This is a genomic window from Rhodococcus sp. DK176 (assembly GCF_038447315.2).
Taxonomy (GTDB): domain Bacteria; phylum Actinomycetota; class Actinomycetes; order Mycobacteriales; family Mycobacteriaceae; genus Rhodococcus_F; species Rhodococcus_F jostii_A.
In genome coordinates, this window is sequence record NZ_CP118321.2 from 5,549,122 (window position 1) to 5,563,428 (window position 14,307).

At 67.4% G+C, this 14,307-nt stretch carries 14 protein-coding genes; 12 read left to right on the forward strand and 2 right to left on the reverse strand.

Features of this window, described 5'->3' with window-relative positions; translation table 11 throughout:
• Position 1: 1 nt before the first annotated feature.
• On the reverse strand, positions 2-697 hold the full coding sequence (locus PSR88_RS25985; protein ID WP_016883840.1) for a 3'-5' exonuclease: 696 nt from the start codon (positions 695-697) through the stop codon (positions 2-4).
• 304 nt (positions 698-1,001) lie between these two features.
• Between PSR88_RS25985 and PSR88_RS25990 the strand changes: the two genes are divergently transcribed.
• A complete protein-coding gene (locus tag PSR88_RS25990) occupies positions 1,002-2,132 on the forward strand; it encodes a magnesium and cobalt transport protein CorA (RefSeq protein ID WP_005253068.1) in 1,131 nt (376 codons plus the stop codon).
• Between the two features lie 46 nt (positions 2,133-2,178).
• Here PSR88_RS25990 and PSR88_RS25995 read toward each other — a convergent pair whose 3' ends face one another.
• The gene (locus PSR88_RS25995) at positions 2,179-2,871 is read right to left on the reverse strand and encodes a hypothetical protein (protein WP_011597342.1); all 693 of its coding nucleotides are present in this window, start codon (positions 2,869-2,871) and stop codon (positions 2,179-2,181) included.
• A 52-nt stretch (positions 2,872-2,923) separates the two neighbouring features.
• On the opposite strand from PSR88_RS25995, the gene PSR88_RS26000 reads away from it, so the two are divergent.
• From PSR88_RS26000 to PSR88_RS26050, 11 genes are all read left to right on the forward strand, one after another.
• Positions 2,924-3,967 carry an ATP-dependent DNA ligase gene (locus PSR88_RS26000; RefSeq protein WP_016883839.1) on the forward strand — a complete coding sequence of 348 codons (1,044 nt, stop codon included), beginning with the start codon at positions 2,924-2,926 and terminating at the stop codon, positions 3,965-3,967.
• The gene (locus tag PSR88_RS26005) at positions 3,968-4,996 is read left to right on the forward strand and encodes a DNA polymerase domain-containing protein (protein WP_011597344.1); all 1,029 of its coding nucleotides are present in this window, start codon (positions 3,968-3,970) and stop codon (positions 4,994-4,996) included.
• Positions 4,997-5,053: 57 nt separating this feature from the next.
• Positions 5,054-5,569, forward strand: a complete 516-nt coding sequence (locus tag PSR88_RS26010) for a DUF6764 family protein (RefSeq protein WP_009478143.1) — start codon at positions 5,054-5,056, stop codon at positions 5,567-5,569.
• 93 nt (positions 5,570-5,662) lie between these two features.
• A complete protein-coding gene (locus PSR88_RS26015; RefSeq protein WP_011597345.1) occupies positions 5,663-6,868 on the forward strand; it encodes a serine hydrolase domain-containing protein in 1,206 nt (401 codons plus the stop codon).
• 17 nt (positions 6,869-6,885) lie between these two features.
• Entirely contained in the window at positions 6,886-7,107 is a 222-nt protein-coding gene (locus tag PSR88_RS26020; RefSeq protein ID WP_009478145.1) for a dodecin, read from the forward strand.
• Positions 7,108-7,200: 93 nt separating this feature from the next.
• Positions 7,201-8,880: an FAD-dependent oxidoreductase gene (locus tag PSR88_RS26025; protein WP_016883838.1), complete on the forward strand. Its 1,680-nt coding sequence runs from the start codon at positions 7,201-7,203 to the stop codon at positions 8,878-8,880.
• 169 nt (positions 8,881-9,049) lie between these two features.
• Entirely contained in the window at positions 9,050-9,970 is a 921-nt protein-coding gene (locus tag PSR88_RS26030; RefSeq protein WP_029539573.1) for an Ig-like domain-containing protein, read from the forward strand.
• 98 nt (positions 9,971-10,068) lie between these two features.
• Entirely contained in the window at positions 10,069-11,001 is a 933-nt protein-coding gene (locus tag PSR88_RS26035; RefSeq protein ID WP_016883837.1) for a carbohydrate ABC transporter permease, read from the forward strand.
• A complete protein-coding gene (locus PSR88_RS26040; protein ID WP_016883836.1) occupies positions 10,998-11,897 on the forward strand; it encodes a carbohydrate ABC transporter permease in 900 nt (299 codons plus the stop codon). Before PSR88_RS26035 ends, PSR88_RS26040 begins: the two co-directional genes overlap by 4 nt.
• A gap of 18 nt (positions 11,898-11,915) precedes the next feature.
• Positions 11,916-13,223, forward strand: a complete 1,308-nt coding sequence (locus PSR88_RS26045) for an ABC transporter substrate-binding protein (protein WP_016883835.1) — start codon at positions 11,916-11,918, stop codon at positions 13,221-13,223.
• A 17-nt stretch (positions 13,224-13,240) separates the two neighbouring features.
• Positions 13,241-14,305 carry an ABC transporter ATP-binding protein gene (locus tag PSR88_RS26050; protein ID WP_016883834.1) on the forward strand — a complete coding sequence of 355 codons (1,065 nt, stop codon included), beginning with the start codon at positions 13,241-13,243 and terminating at the stop codon, positions 14,303-14,305.
• Positions 14,306-14,307: the final 2 nt, after the last annotated feature.

A 14,307-nucleotide genomic window follows, 5' to 3' on the forward strand; every position in this document is an offset into this window, starting at 1 on the left:
ATCAGGCGATGCGGAACTCTGCGAGACCGCGAATCGGCCACTCGCCGTTGACGTCCGATGCGTCCCTGCCCTGCCGGACGAGGTAGTCGGCGAAGTCGCGTTGCCGTTCTGCGTGCCAGCCGGCCTGATGCGTCATGATGTCGAGGGCCCGCAGATTCGGGTACTCCTGCGCGAGCGTCCGGGCGAGGTGTGCGGCGGCGATCGCGTCGGCCTCGGCCTCGTGGGCGTCCTCGAGGGCGATGCCGTAGTGCTCGCACACCGCGCCCAGTGTGCGCCTGCCCTTCCGGTACCGGTCCATCTCGCGGTCGATGACGTACGGGTCGACCACGATGCCGGTGACGAGTTCGGCCAGCCCGAGGCGCAGGCCCTCGGTGTGCATGACGGTCAGGTCGTAGGAGGCGTTGAACGCGACGACGGCATGGTCGCGGGTCCATGCGTCGTCCAGAGCCTCGCGGATCTCCCCGTACCCGGTGGCGTAGTCCTGCCCGTGGGCCCGGGCGTACTCCGTGGAGATTCCGTGCACGTCCGAGGCGCCCTGCGGGATGGGAACCTCCGGGTCGAGCAGCCACGTTCGCGACTCGAAGTGGTGAGCGTCGACGACGGCGATGCACGCGGAGACGATGCGGGCGTCGGTGGGGTCGGGCCCCGTCGTCTCCAGGTCGAACGCGCAGATCGGTCTGTCCGACCAGCTGGTCATGGGGGCCTCTCGGTGGTGATTCGTTGCCCGCCCAGTATCGGCCGCGTCTGGCGCCGGATCCGGGACCGACACGGCGGGGATCCCAGGTTGTCGTGGCCGGTCGCCGGGGGTATCGTGTCCTCCGGTCTGCAGTTCGCCGAGGTCGTGAACTGCCATTTCGAGAGAGCAAGGAGGTGTGGCGTCCGATGAGAAGCCAACCTCCGAGTACCAACTGAAACCGTTCCACCGGTAGGTGCGCGGTTTCACGGTCCGTGTTCCTCAGCGCTGTTCCGCGCTGCCCACTTTCCCTCGAAAGCCCCGTGTCATGCCTCAGCTGCGCCCGATCCGTTCCCTTCTCCCCAGCCGTTCCGCCGGTCTGTCCGACGCCGACGCCGGTCACGCGGTGACCCGCCGGCCCGTCGAACCGACGCCTGCCGAGGAAACGGTGGTCAACAGCGCCGTCTACCGCGACGGCCGGAAGACGGCCACCCCGGCCACCCTGTCCGAGGCCCTCGCGAGCCTGCCGGACGCGTCGTCGATGGCGTGGATCGGGATGTACCGGCCGAACGACGCCCAGTTGTATGCGGCAGCAAAGCAATTCGACCTGCACGAGTTGGCCGTCGAGGACGCGATCGTCGCCCACCAGCGGCCCAAGCTGGAGCGTTACGGCAAGACGCTGTTCGTGGTCCTGCGCGCCGCGCGCTACTGCGACGAGACCGAGCGCGTCGAATTCGGTGAGCTGCACGTCTTCTGCGGTCCGACGTTCGTGCTCACGGTCCGGCACAGCGAATCCCCCGACCTGTCGGCGGTCCGCCGGCGGATGGAGAGCAACCCGGACCTGCTCCGGCTCGGACCCGAAGCCGTCCTCTACGCGATCCTCGACGCCGTGGTCGACGGGTACGCGCCCGTCGTCGCCGGATTGCAGAACGACATCGACGAGATCGAGACCGAGGTGTTCAGCGGAGCGCCGGGTGTCTCGCGGCGCATCTACGAACTCACCCGCGAGGTCATCGAATTCCAGAGGGCCACAAGGCCGCTGCTCGGGATGCTGCGCGGGTTGTCGGCGGGATTCGAGAAGTACAACACCGACGAGGAACTGCAGCGGTACCTGCGCGACGTCACCGACCACGCGACGGTTGTCGTGGAGCGGGCCGACGGCTTCCGTCAGCTGCTCGGGAACATCCTCACCGTCAACGCCACCCTGGTGTCGCAGGAGCAGAACGAGGAGATGCGCAACCTGACCCAGGCCAGCTACGCGCAGAACGAGGAGATCAAGAAGGTGTCGGCTTGGGCGGCGATCCTGTTCGCGCCCACCCTGATCGGGACGGTCTACGGCATGAACTTCGACCACATGCCCGAACTGCACTGGGTCGGTGGGTATCCGTTCGCCCTGTCGCTGATGATGCTCACCTGTGCCGGGCTGTACACGATCTTCAAACGCCGCGGCTGGTTGTGAGCGAGGCCGGCTGCGGGCAGTGTCCGCAGCCGGCCGGCGCCTGCTGTCAGAGTTCGTCGACGCAGACGACGAACTTGCGCTCGGGGTATTCGTATCCGTTGGACGACGTGCTGCACGAGTCCACGGACGTGGCGCCCTGCACGATCTCCGTCACCTTCACACCGTCGACGGCCGTCGTGTCGCCGCAGTCGATGCGCGCGGGATCTTCGCCGCCGACGTCCATGCACCCGCCGATAACCCAGTCCACGTCGAGGCAGATCGCGCCCTGCTCGATGCCGCCGAGGGTTTCGTAGTAGTACGAGTCGGCGTCGCTGATGCACTGGCTGTTCTTCGCGGCCTTGGCGATCACCTTGTAGTTCGAATCGGCGCTGCCGCACACCGCCTTGTCGATCTCGGCGTCGGAGACGGTGCCGCCGAGCTTCACGCACTCACCGATCGCGACCTCGAAGTCGACGTCGCCGCCGGCGTCCTCGCCTTCCTGCCCGTCGATCACGGTGGTCGATTCGCTGGACGTGGTGGCCGCGGAGGCACCCGACTCCGGCACCGCGGTAGGCGTCGTGTCCGAACCGCACCCGGCCACCAGAACTGCCGTCGCCGACAACGCGACGACTGCGGTACACACCCGCCGAACTAACCCTGTCATGTCTGACCCCTCCGTCAGGTGACCGTCCGCCACCCGTTCCTCCGAGATGACCGTTGCCACCCCGATCGTGTCCACCGCGATTGCCGTGTCGCGCATAATTTGATTACATCGCTGTCCGATTTGCCAATCGTGGTGACAGTATGGACGGGTGGATCTCCCCGTGATGCCTCCGTTACAGCCGATGCTCGCGAAGGCTGCGTCGTCCGTTCCGGCGCAACCGGAGTCCGGCCTCGCCTGGTCCTACGAACCGAAATGGGACGGTTTCCGCACCCTCGTCTTCCGCGACGGCGACGAGGTGGTGCTCGGGTCCCGCGGCGGAAAGGATCTGGCGAGGTACTTTCCCGAACTCGTCCGGGCAGTGAAGGACGAACTGCCGCAGCGGTGCGTGGTGGACGGCGAACTCGTCGTCCCGCGCAACATCGACGGCCGCACCCGGCTCGACTGGGAGTCGTTGTCGGAGCGCATTCATCCGGCCGAGAGCCGGGTGACGATGCTGTCCGAGAAGACCCCGGCGCAGTTCGTCGCGTTCGATCTGCTCGCCCTGGGCGACCGCGACCTCAGCCGGGAGGACTTCTCCGTACGCCGCGCGCAGCTCGTCGACACCATCGGCGGCGGACCCAGCTGCCACGTCACCGCCGCCACCGAATCCAGTGCGATGGCCACCGAGTGGTTCGAGGCGTTCGAGGGTGCCGGCCTCGACGGGGTGGTGGCGAAGAAGCTGGTGGGCCCGTACCTGCCCAACAAGCGGGAAATGGTGAAGGTGAAGCACGCCCGCACCGCCGACTGCGTCGTCATCGGATACCGGCCGCACAAGAGTCAGCCGGGGATCGGGTCGATGCTGCTCGGACTGTACGACGGCGACCAGATGGCGATGGTCGGCGGTGCGTCGGCGTTCACGGCCGCGCGGCGGATCGAACTGCTCGCCGAACTCGACGAGCTGCGCGTCGGCGACGACGTGGTCGCGGACGGCGCGCCGACGCGGTGGCAGTCGGGCAACGACCGAACCTGGGTGCCGCTGCGCCCCGAACGCGTCGTCGAGGTGGCGTACGACCAGATGGAGGGTGCCCGGTTCCGGCACGCCGCGCGGTTCCTGCGCTGGCGCCCGGACCGGACGCCCGACGAGTGCACGTTCCAACAATTGGAGGTCCCGGTGCGATACGACCTTGCCGACGTCCTGGCCGGAGGTTCCTAGATGGCGAGTCCTGCCGAAGAACTCGACGTCGACGGCGTCGCCGTGCGGCTGTCGAACCCCGACAAGATCTACTACCCGAAACTCGGTGCCGAGGGCGGCACGAAACGGCACCTGGTGGAGTACTACCGGACCGTGGCACTCGACGGTGCGCTGCTGACCGCCCTGTTCGATCGGCCGACGCATCTGCAACGGTTCCCGGACGGGATCGAGGGCGAGGAGATCTACCAGAAGCGGGTTCCCGCGAAGCGCCCCGACCACGTGGAGTCGTGCGAGGTCACGTTCCCGTCCGGCCGCAAGGCGGATGTGCTCCGCGTGCGCAGTGCCGCGAACATCGTGTGGGCGGCGAACCTCGGCAACATCACGTTCCATCCGTGGGCGGTCCGGTGCCCCGACGTCGATCACCCCGACGAACTGCGCATCGACCTGGACCCGCAGCCGGGAACCGGATTCGACGACGCCCGGGCGGTCGCGCTGGACGTGCTCCGGCCGCTGCTCGACGAACTCGGTCTCGTCGGCTACCCCAAGACGTCGGGCGGCCGCGGGCTGCACGTGTATCTCCGCATCGAACCGCGCTGGGATTTCATCGAGGTGCGGCGCGCGGGCATCGCCCTCGCCCGGGAGATCGAGCGGCGCAGCGGCGACCGGGCCACCACGTCCTGGTGGAAGGAGGAACGCGGCGAACGCATCTTCCTCGACTTCAACCAGAACGCCAGGGACAAGACCATCGCGTCCGCCTACTCGGCCCGCAAGACGCCGATCGCGACCGTGTCGACGCCCGTCACCTGGGAGGAACTGGTGGACGTCGACCCCGACGACTTCACCATCGCGACCGTGCCCGCGCTGCTCGCGAAGCGCGGCGATCCCATGGGGACCATGGGTGACGTGGCGCAATCGCTCGACGTGCTGCTGGAGATGGCCGAACGGGACGCCGCGAACGGTCTCGGAGATCTGCCGTACCCACCCAATTACCCGAAAATGCCGGGGGAACCCAAGCGGGTACAACCGAGTCGGGACCGAGACCGCAAATAGCCGGCGCTCACGTAGGCTCGGGACGGTCGGGTGGGTCGGGAACAATGTGAGGTCGCCATGGAACGTACGACAGTCGGTACTGCCGGACTCGTCCTCGGTGTCGTCGCGACGGCACTCGGGGCCCTGATGATCGCGCCGGCCACCGCGTCGGCCGTCTCCCTCTCCTGTGTGTCCCCACCGGGCCGGGGTGACACCACGGTCGTCGACCGCACCGCGTGCGGGGCCAACGCCGATACGAGCAGCAATTCGGCGGCGTTCGGCACGGACGGTGTCGGGTTCGCCGACGCAGCCCACGCGGGAGCGGCGCTCGGCGCCGGCCTGGGCGGCGGTGTCGGTGCCGCCGAGGCACGTCGCGGCGCAGTCGCCGCGGTGGCGGTCGGGCCCCAGAGCGTCGCCATCGGAACGGTCGACAGTGCCGGTCCCGCGCTGGTGCTGAGCGGTCCGGGAGGGCAGGCGCTCGTCGCGGATCCGGCCAAGGGCGTGGTGTGCGCCGGTGGACCGTCGCTCGCGATCAATTTCCTTGCAGGTCAAGCGTGTCTGAGCGACGGCATAACAGTGTGGCGGCTTCCCTGAACGGCACCCCGGTCCGCGTCGTATGGTGACGGTAGTCACAATGGGCTGACGCAACTGCCGTAGGAGATGCGGCAGCGAGATCGGAGGTGGTCGATGACGACCAGCGTTCGAGTTCCCCGGCCCGCGTCCGTGCCACGGACGGAGCTGCACGTCGATCCGCGGTTCCTGCCGCTCGCCGACCGATTCTTCGCGATGTACCGGCAACCACAGCACGGCGGCGGGGCGCTCACCGCGTACTTCCGGGGTGAGAAAGTCCTCGACATCTGGGCGGGCTGGGCTGACCGCGACCGCCGATGGGACCGCGACACCGTCGCCCTCTCGTTCTCGACGGGAAAGGGTGTGGCCAGCACGGTCGTCCACCGCCTCGCCGAGCGCAGGCTGATCGACTACGACGCGCCCGTCGCACGCTACTGGCCCGAGTTCGGCGCGGCAGGCAAGGACGACATCACGGTCCGCGAACTCCTCACCCACCGGGCCGGACTGCACAAGGTCCGGGGCCTGATGCGGAGCCCGCTCGATCTCCTCGACTACGACGCCGTCGTCCAGGCCCTCGCGGCCACCCCCGCGGATCCGCGCAGGCTGCGCGGTCCCGGGTATCACGCCGTCACCTACGGGTGGCTGGTGGCCGAGCTGATCGCACGCGTCACCGGGAAGCCGTTCGTTCAGGCCGTTCAGGACGAAATCGCGGGCCCGCTCGGCGTAGACGACTTCTGGTATCAGGTTCCCGGACAGCACCGTCCACGGATCGCGAAGCTGTTTCCGCACATCAACCCGGCCGGCCTCAACTGGGAGCTCACGTCGAACGTGCTCTCGCTCGTCGGCCCCACCCGGGGCCTCGCCGAGGCGGCGATGCCCCAGGGGTTCGACGTTCTGGTGCGGAACCCCGCGGTGCACGACGCGGTGATGCCCGGCTGGAACGGCGTGTTCAGCGCGCGGGCGCTCGCGCGCATGTACGGCGCTATCGCCAACGGGGGCAGGCTGGACGGCAACCGGTTCCTGCGCAAGGCCACCATCGCGCAGATGTCGCAGGTACAGACCCACGACCGCGACTACGTCCTCGGTATCCGGCCGCAGTGGTCCCTCGGCTATCACCGGCCGATCCTCGCGTCCCGGGAACAACCGCGGAACGCGATCGGGCACTACGGCGTCGGCGGGTCCGGTGCCTACGCGGACCTCGACAGCGGATTGTCCCTGGGCTTCGTCACCAACCGCCTCGGGAGTTCCCTCACGGCTCTCGGCGATCTTCGTCTGGCCCGGCTCGGTGTCGAGGCGCAGGCGATCGTCCGGAACGGCAAGTAACCACGAAAGGAATCCCGATGAGTGATCACGTGTACCGAGTTGTCGAGGTCGTCGGTTCGTCGAGCGACAGCACCGATGCGGCCATCGAGAACGCCATCGCGCGGACCAACGAGACCGTGCGCAACGTCGAGTGGTTCGAAGTCGTCGAGACCCGGGGTCACGTCGAGAACGGCGCCGTCGCGCACTACCAGGTCACGGTGAAGGTCGGATTCCGTGTGGAGCCTGGCGACGCGGTCTGACACCGCGCACGGTTCTCGCGCAAAATTGGAACACGTTATAGTCTGGTGTCACATCTCGACGTCGGACTGCGCGTACTCAGGTAGGGGAGAACCGTGGCTTATGTGATCACGCAGCCGTGCTGCAACGACGCCTCGTGCGTCGACGTCTGTCCGGTCAACTGCATCCATCCCACACCGGACGAGAAGCCGTTTGCCACCACGGAAATGCTGTACATCGACCCGGACACCTGCATCGACTGCGGGGCCTGCGTCGAGGAGTGCCCGGTGGAGGCCATCTACGCGGAGAACGACCTCGACGAGGTCGACGAGCCGTACCTGGACATCAACGCGCAGTACTACACCAAGCACCCCATCGGCCCCGACTGGCCCGAGCCGCTCAAGCTGCCCCAGATCGATGCGGCCCTCGGCACACTCCACGTCGCGGTCGTGGGGTCGGGTCCGGCCGCCTGCTACGCCGCGATGGAACTCACCGCGAAGCCGCGCGTCGAGGTCGACATCTTCGACCGCCTGCCCACCCCGTACGGACTGGTGCGCGCCGGTGTCGCGCCGGACCATCCGGGCACCAAGGGCGTCACGGACCAGTTCCGCTCCGTCGTCGGCAAACGCACGGTGCACTGCCACTTCAACGTGGAAGTGGGCCGGGACGTCAGTCATGAGGAATTGCTCGCGCACCACCACGCCGTCATCTACGCGGTCGGTGCGGCAGGCGACCGCACGCTGGGCATTCCCGGCGAGGATCTGGTCGGCAGCCACGCCGCCACCGAGTTCGTGGCCTGGTACAACGGTCATCCCGACTACGCCGACCGCACGTTCGACCTGTCGGGAGAGCGGGCCGTCATCGTCGGCAACGGCAACGTGGCACTCGACGTGGCCCGCATCCTCGTCACCGATCCGGAGATCCTGGCGAAGACGGATCTCGCGGAGCACGCTCTCGAGGCCCTGCGGGCGAGCAACATCCGAGAGGTCGTCGTTCTCGGCCGCCGGGGCCCCGCCCAGGCCGCCTACACCAACCCCGAACTCCTGGCGCTCGGGCGCATGCCGAACGTGGACATCGTGGTCGACCCGGACGAAGCGGTGCTCGACCCGGCGAGCCGCGCGTTCATCGACGGCGACGAGGCCGAGCCGTCGCAGCGCCACAAGGTGAGACAGGTCGAGGAATTCGCCCGGCGCACCGCCGATCCGGCGAAGAAGCGGATCGTGCTGCGTTTCCTGACGTCACCCGTGGAGATTCTCGGCACCGACACCGTCGAATCGGTTCGCATCGCGAAGAACGAGTTGGTCACGGACGCATCCGGCAGGCTCAGCGCCAAACCCTCCGACGTCACCTCGACGCTGGACACCGGCCTGGTGCTGCGCTCGATCGGCTATCGCGGCCAACCCGTGGCCGGGATCCCCTTCGACGACCGGCGCGGCGTCATCCCCAACGAGAACGGCCGGGTGATCGATCCGGAGACCGGCGCTCCCGTGCCCGGCGTGTACGTGGCGGGCTGGATCAAACGCGGGCCGACGGGCGTGATCGGCACCAACAAGTATTGCTCCGCGGAGACGGTCAGGATGCTGATCGACGACTTCTGCGCCGGGCGGCTCGACGCGCCCGCCGAACGCGAGGCCCTCGACCGGCTGATCGCCGAGCGTGCACCCGACGCCGTCGACTACCAGGGCTGGCAGCGGATCGACAAGACCGAACGCGCCGGGGGCAGGGCGGCCGGTCGGACGCGCACCAAACTGATCACCATCGAAAGCATGCTCGCCGCCGCCCGCGCCGAGACCTGATCGTGAGGACTTCTTGACCGCTCGGTGACACCACCGCCTCGCAGGCCGCGGAGCGGCAACGATTGCGGGCAAATTGCTCGTGGCCGGATGATGTGTGTTAATGGCAGTGCGCGATTGATAGGTCCGTCGGGGACGCGCGTTGCACACGTCGTCGAACGAGAGTGGTCATATGGGCAAGTCAGGAATCGGATTTTCCAGGAACAAGCACTGGTCTTCGCGCGTCGCCGTCGCACTGACCGGGGCCGTCGTCTCCGGAACTGCGCTGGTCGGGGCCGCACAGGCCGCACCGCTCTTTCCCGGTGGACCGGAGATTCCGAGTCTTCCCACCCTTCCCGGGCTGCCCGGCGCGCCGCAGCTGCCGCTTCCCGAGCCGGCACCCGCGCCTGCGAACTTCTCGGCTCCGTCCCTCAACCCGGGCGCGGGCGAGGTCGTGGGTGTCGCGCAGCCGGTGATCATCCGCTTCAACGAGGCGATCGGCGACCGCGCCGCCGCCGAGCGGGCAATCAAGGTCACCACCAGCCAGCCCGTCGAGGGTGGTTTCTACTGGATCAACGACAGCCAGGTGCGCTGGAAGCCCACCGAGTTCTGGCCCGCGAACACCGAGGTCACCGTGGATGCCGGCGATTCGCACTCCACTTTCACCATCGGCGACGCGCTGGTGGCGACCGCGGACGACAACACCAAGCAGATCACCGTCACCCGGAACGGCGAAGTGGTCAAGACCATGCCGACCTCGATGGGTAAGACCGATCACGAGACGCCGAACGGCACGTACATCATCGGCGACAAGTTCCGCGACATGTACATGGACTCGTCCACGTACGGTGTCCCGGTCGACTCGGCCGAGGGGTACCGCACGTACGTCGAGTACGCCACCCGCATGTCGTACAGCGGCATCTTCGTCCACGCCGCACCGTGGTCGGTGGACGCCCAGGGCAACACCAACGTCAGCCACGGCTGCCTCAACGTGAGCACCGAGGACGCCAAGTGGTTCTACGAGAACTCGAAGAAGGGTGACGCCGTGGTCGTGCAGAACACCGCGGGCGGCGTGTTGAACGGCTCCGACGGACTCGGCGACTGGAACCGCTGACCCCGATTCCCACCGCGTTCTTCCCGTAGCCCGCACAGTTCAATGTGCGGGCTACGGCAATTCACCGGCTATTCGTCATCGGTCGTCAGACTGCCGCAGTGAGATCGAGTCCGCAACGTTCCCTGCCGTCGCCGGGAAAGCAGGGACTGCTCGGGCGTCCATGGCGGGACTACGCGTTGTTCGCGGCGCTGGTGGGTCCCAATCTGGTTCTGCTCGTGCTGTTCACCTACCGGCCCCTGGTCGACAACATCCGGCTGTCGTTCTTCGACTGGAACATCGCCGACCCCGTCGCCACGTTCGTCGGATGGGACAACTACCGCGAGTGGTGGAGCCGGACCGACACCTGGCAGATCGTCGGGAACACCGTCGTGTTCACCGTCGCGACCGTGGTGGGATCGATGATCGCCGGTCTCGCGCTCGCCGTGCTGCTGGACCGTAACCTGCACGGCCGCAACCTCGTCCGCTCGGCGATCTTCGCGCCGTTCGTCATCTCGGGCGCCGCGATCGGGGTGGCGTTCCAGTTCGTGTTCGATCCCCGTTTCGGGTTGATCCAGGATCTGCTGCACCGTGCCGGGGTCGACTCCGTCCCCGACTTCTATCAGGACCCGCACTGGGCGCTGTTCATGGTGACGGTTACCTACCTGTGGAAGAACCTCGGCTACACGTTCGTGATCTACCTTGCGGCACTGCAGGGCACGCGGCGTGAGCTGACCGAGGCCGCGGAGATCGACGGGGCGGGCAGGTGGACGACGTTCCGCCGGGTCATCCTGCCGCAGTTGCGTCCGACCACCTACTTCCTCTCGATCACGGTGATGCTGGGCTCCCTTCAGGTGTTCGACATCATCAACGTGATGACCCGGGGCGGTCCGCTCGGTACCGGAACCACCACGATGGTCTACCAGGTCTACAACGAGTCGTTCCGCAATTTCCGTGCCGGCTACGGCGCCACCGTGGCCACGATCATGTTCCTCGTCCTGCTCGGGATCACTGTCTACCAGGTGCGGATCATGGATCGCGGTGAGGTCCGGTGACCGCGGACACCCTGCGCGAACAGCGCAGCACGGAGGTGCCGGTGACGGCAGACCCGGCCCGTGACCATCGCCGCCGGGAGGTGCTCGTGACGGCCCTGGGATACGCCGCGATGGTGGCGGTGCTGGTCATGGTTGCCCTGCCGCTGTACTGGATCGTGATGACGTCCTTCAAGGATCGCCCGGACGTCTACACCCTGCCGGTCACCTGGTGGCCCGGCACCTTCCATCCCGAGAACTACTCGGAGGCCACCACGTCGGTGCCGTTCTGGACGTTCCTGCGCAACTCCGTGATCATCACCGGGGTGCTGGCCGTCGTGAAGTTCGCACTCGGCGTGTTCAGTGCCTACGGGCTGGTGTTCCTGCGGTTCCCGGGCAAGAACGTCGTATTCCTCGGCATCATCGCCGCCTTGATGGTGCCCAACCAGATCACGGTCATCTCCAACTACGCACTCGTCGCCGAATGGGGCTGGCGGAACAGCTTTCACGGCATCATCGTTCCGCTCGCCGGGGTCGCGTTCGGAACGTTCCTGATGCGCAACCACTTCCTGTCGATACCCACCGAGATCGTCGAGGCCGCCCGGATGGACGGCGCAGGCCACTTCCGGCTGCTGTGGCGGGTGATCCTGCCGGTGTCGGGGCCCACCATGGTGGCGTTCGCGATCATCACCGTCGTCACCGAGTGGAACGAATACCTGTGGCCGTTCCTGATGGCCGACGACGCGTCCGTCGCGCCCCTGCCGGTCGGGTTGACCCAACTCCAGAACAACGACGGGCTCACCAACTGGGGCCCGGTCATGGCGGGAACGGTACTCACGATGCTGCCGATTCTCGTGGTTTTCCTTGTGCTGCAACGGCACATGATCAAGGGCCTCACATCGGGTGCGGTCAAGGGATAGCGGAGAACGAGGAGAGACATGAATCGGATGAACCGTCGGGGATTCCTCGGGCTGGCGGGCGCGGTGGCCGCCGGCGCCGCGCTGACGGCGTGCGCCGGGTCGGGGTCGGGCTCGTCGGCGACGTCCGGCGCGAACACCATCACGTTCTGGTCCAACCACCCCGGCAAGTCGCAGGAGGTCGAACGGGAACTGATCAACCGGTTCCAGGCGAAATACCCCGACCTCACCGTGAACCTCGTCGACGGCGGAAAGAACTACGAGGAGGTGTCGCAGAAGTTCAACGCGGCCCTGTCGGGCGGCGAACTGCCCGACGTCGTGGTCCTGTCGGACGTCTGGTGGTTCAACTACGCCCTGACCGGGGCCATCGAGCCGCTCGACGGACTGTTCGGCGAGGTCGGTGTCGACTCCTCCGATTACGTCGACTCGCTGCTCGCCGACTACCTGTTCGAGGGCAGGCACTACGCCCTTCCGTACGCGCGGTCGACGCCGCTGTTCTACTACAACAAGCAGGTGTGGGCGCAGGCCGGCCTGCCCGACCGCGGGCCCGCCACCTGGCAGGAGTTCGACGAGTGGGGTCCCGAACTGCAGCGGGTGATGGGCGGCGGCAAGCTGGCCCACGGCTGGGGCGACGCCAAGAACTACCTCGGCTGGACGTTCGAGGGGCCGGTCTGGACATTCGGCGGGGCGTACTCGGACCAGTGGGACCTGAAGTTCGGCGACGAGAAGACACTCGCCGCGGGAACGTTCCTGAAGGACATGATCCACACGAAGAAGTACGCGGCCGTGTCGAGCGACATCGCCAACGAGTTCGGTGCGGGCATCCTCGCGTCGACCATCGCCTCGACCGGCGACCTGTCGGGGATCACCAAGTCCGCCGCGTTCGACTTCGGCACCGCCTTCCTCCCCGCGTCGGGCGCGCCGGGCTGCCCGACCGGTGGCGCGGGCCTCGCGATTCCGGCGCGGATCTCCGACGAGCGGAAGAAGAACGCGCTGAGGTTCATCGACTTCGTGACCAACGGCGAGAACACCGCGTACTTCTCCCAGAACGTCGGGTACATGCCCGTCCGCAAGTCCGCTGTCGAGGACCCGAGCATGAAGGCGTACCTCGACGCGAACCCCAACGCGCGCACCGCCGTCGACCAGCTCGCGAAGACCCGGTCGCAGGACTACGCCCGGGTGTTCGTGCCCGGCGGTGACCAGATCATCGGCACCGGACTCGAGCAGATCGCGCTGCAGAACGCGGACGTGGCGGCGACGTTCGCCGGTGTCGGGACACAACTCCAGCAGATCATCGACCGACAGATCACACCCAAGCTGCCCCAGTAGGAGGAGAAGGAATATCCATGGCCCACGTGCAGTTCGCAGGTGTCACCCACCGCTATTCGGGAGCCGATCGACCCGCGGTCGATCGGCTGGACCTCGACATCGCGGACGGCGAGTTCCTCGTCCTCGTGGGTCCGTCCGGGTGCGGTAAGTCGACCAGTCTGCGGATGCTGGCCGGCCTCGAAGCCGTCGAGGCGGGCCGCATCGAGATCGGCGGCGCCGACGTCACCGCGTTGCCGCCCAGGGCGCGGGACGTGGCCATGGTGTTCCAGAGTTACGCGCTGTACCCGAACATGACCGTCGCGGACAACATGGGTTTCGCGCTCCGCAACGCCGGCGTCGGGAAGGTGGAACGCACCGCGCGGGTGCTGGAAGCGGCGCGGATGCTCGAACTCGAGCCGCTGCTGGATCGTAAACCGGTGAAACTGTCCGGCGGGCAACGTCAACGGGTCGCGATGGGCCGGGCCATCGTGCGGCACCCCAAGGTGTTCTGCATGGACGAACCGCTGAGCAACCTCGACGCCACGCTGCGGGTGAGTACCCGCTCGCAGATCGCGGGTCTGCAGCGCCGGCTCGGCACGACCACCGTGTACGTCACCCACGACCAGGTGGAGGCCATGACGATGGGCGACCGGGTGGCGGTCATGCAGGGTGGGTGCCTCCAGCAGGTCGCCCGGCCCCGCGATCTCTACGACGACCCGGTCAACACGTTCGTCGCCGGTTTCATCGGCTCGCCCGGGATGAACCTCATGGACACCCGGATCCGCGACGGCGTCGCCGAACTGGGCGGCCTGCGAATTCCCGTGCCGCACTCGGCTATCGGGGACAGCTCCGTGATCGTGGGGGTGCGCCCGGAGTCGTGGACGCTGGTGGGGTCGTGGCGTAAGGACTCGTACACGGTCGACGCCGACCTGCTCGAGGAACTCGGGGCGGAGTCCTTCGTGTACGCGTCCGGGACGTCCGGGAAGGTGGTGGTGCGGGTGGACCGCACCCGCACTGTCGCCGCGGGGGAGAGGGTGCACCTGCAGCCGAAGCCCGGTGCGGTGTACTTCTTCTCCGCGGCGACGGGGAACCGTCTGCGGTAGTC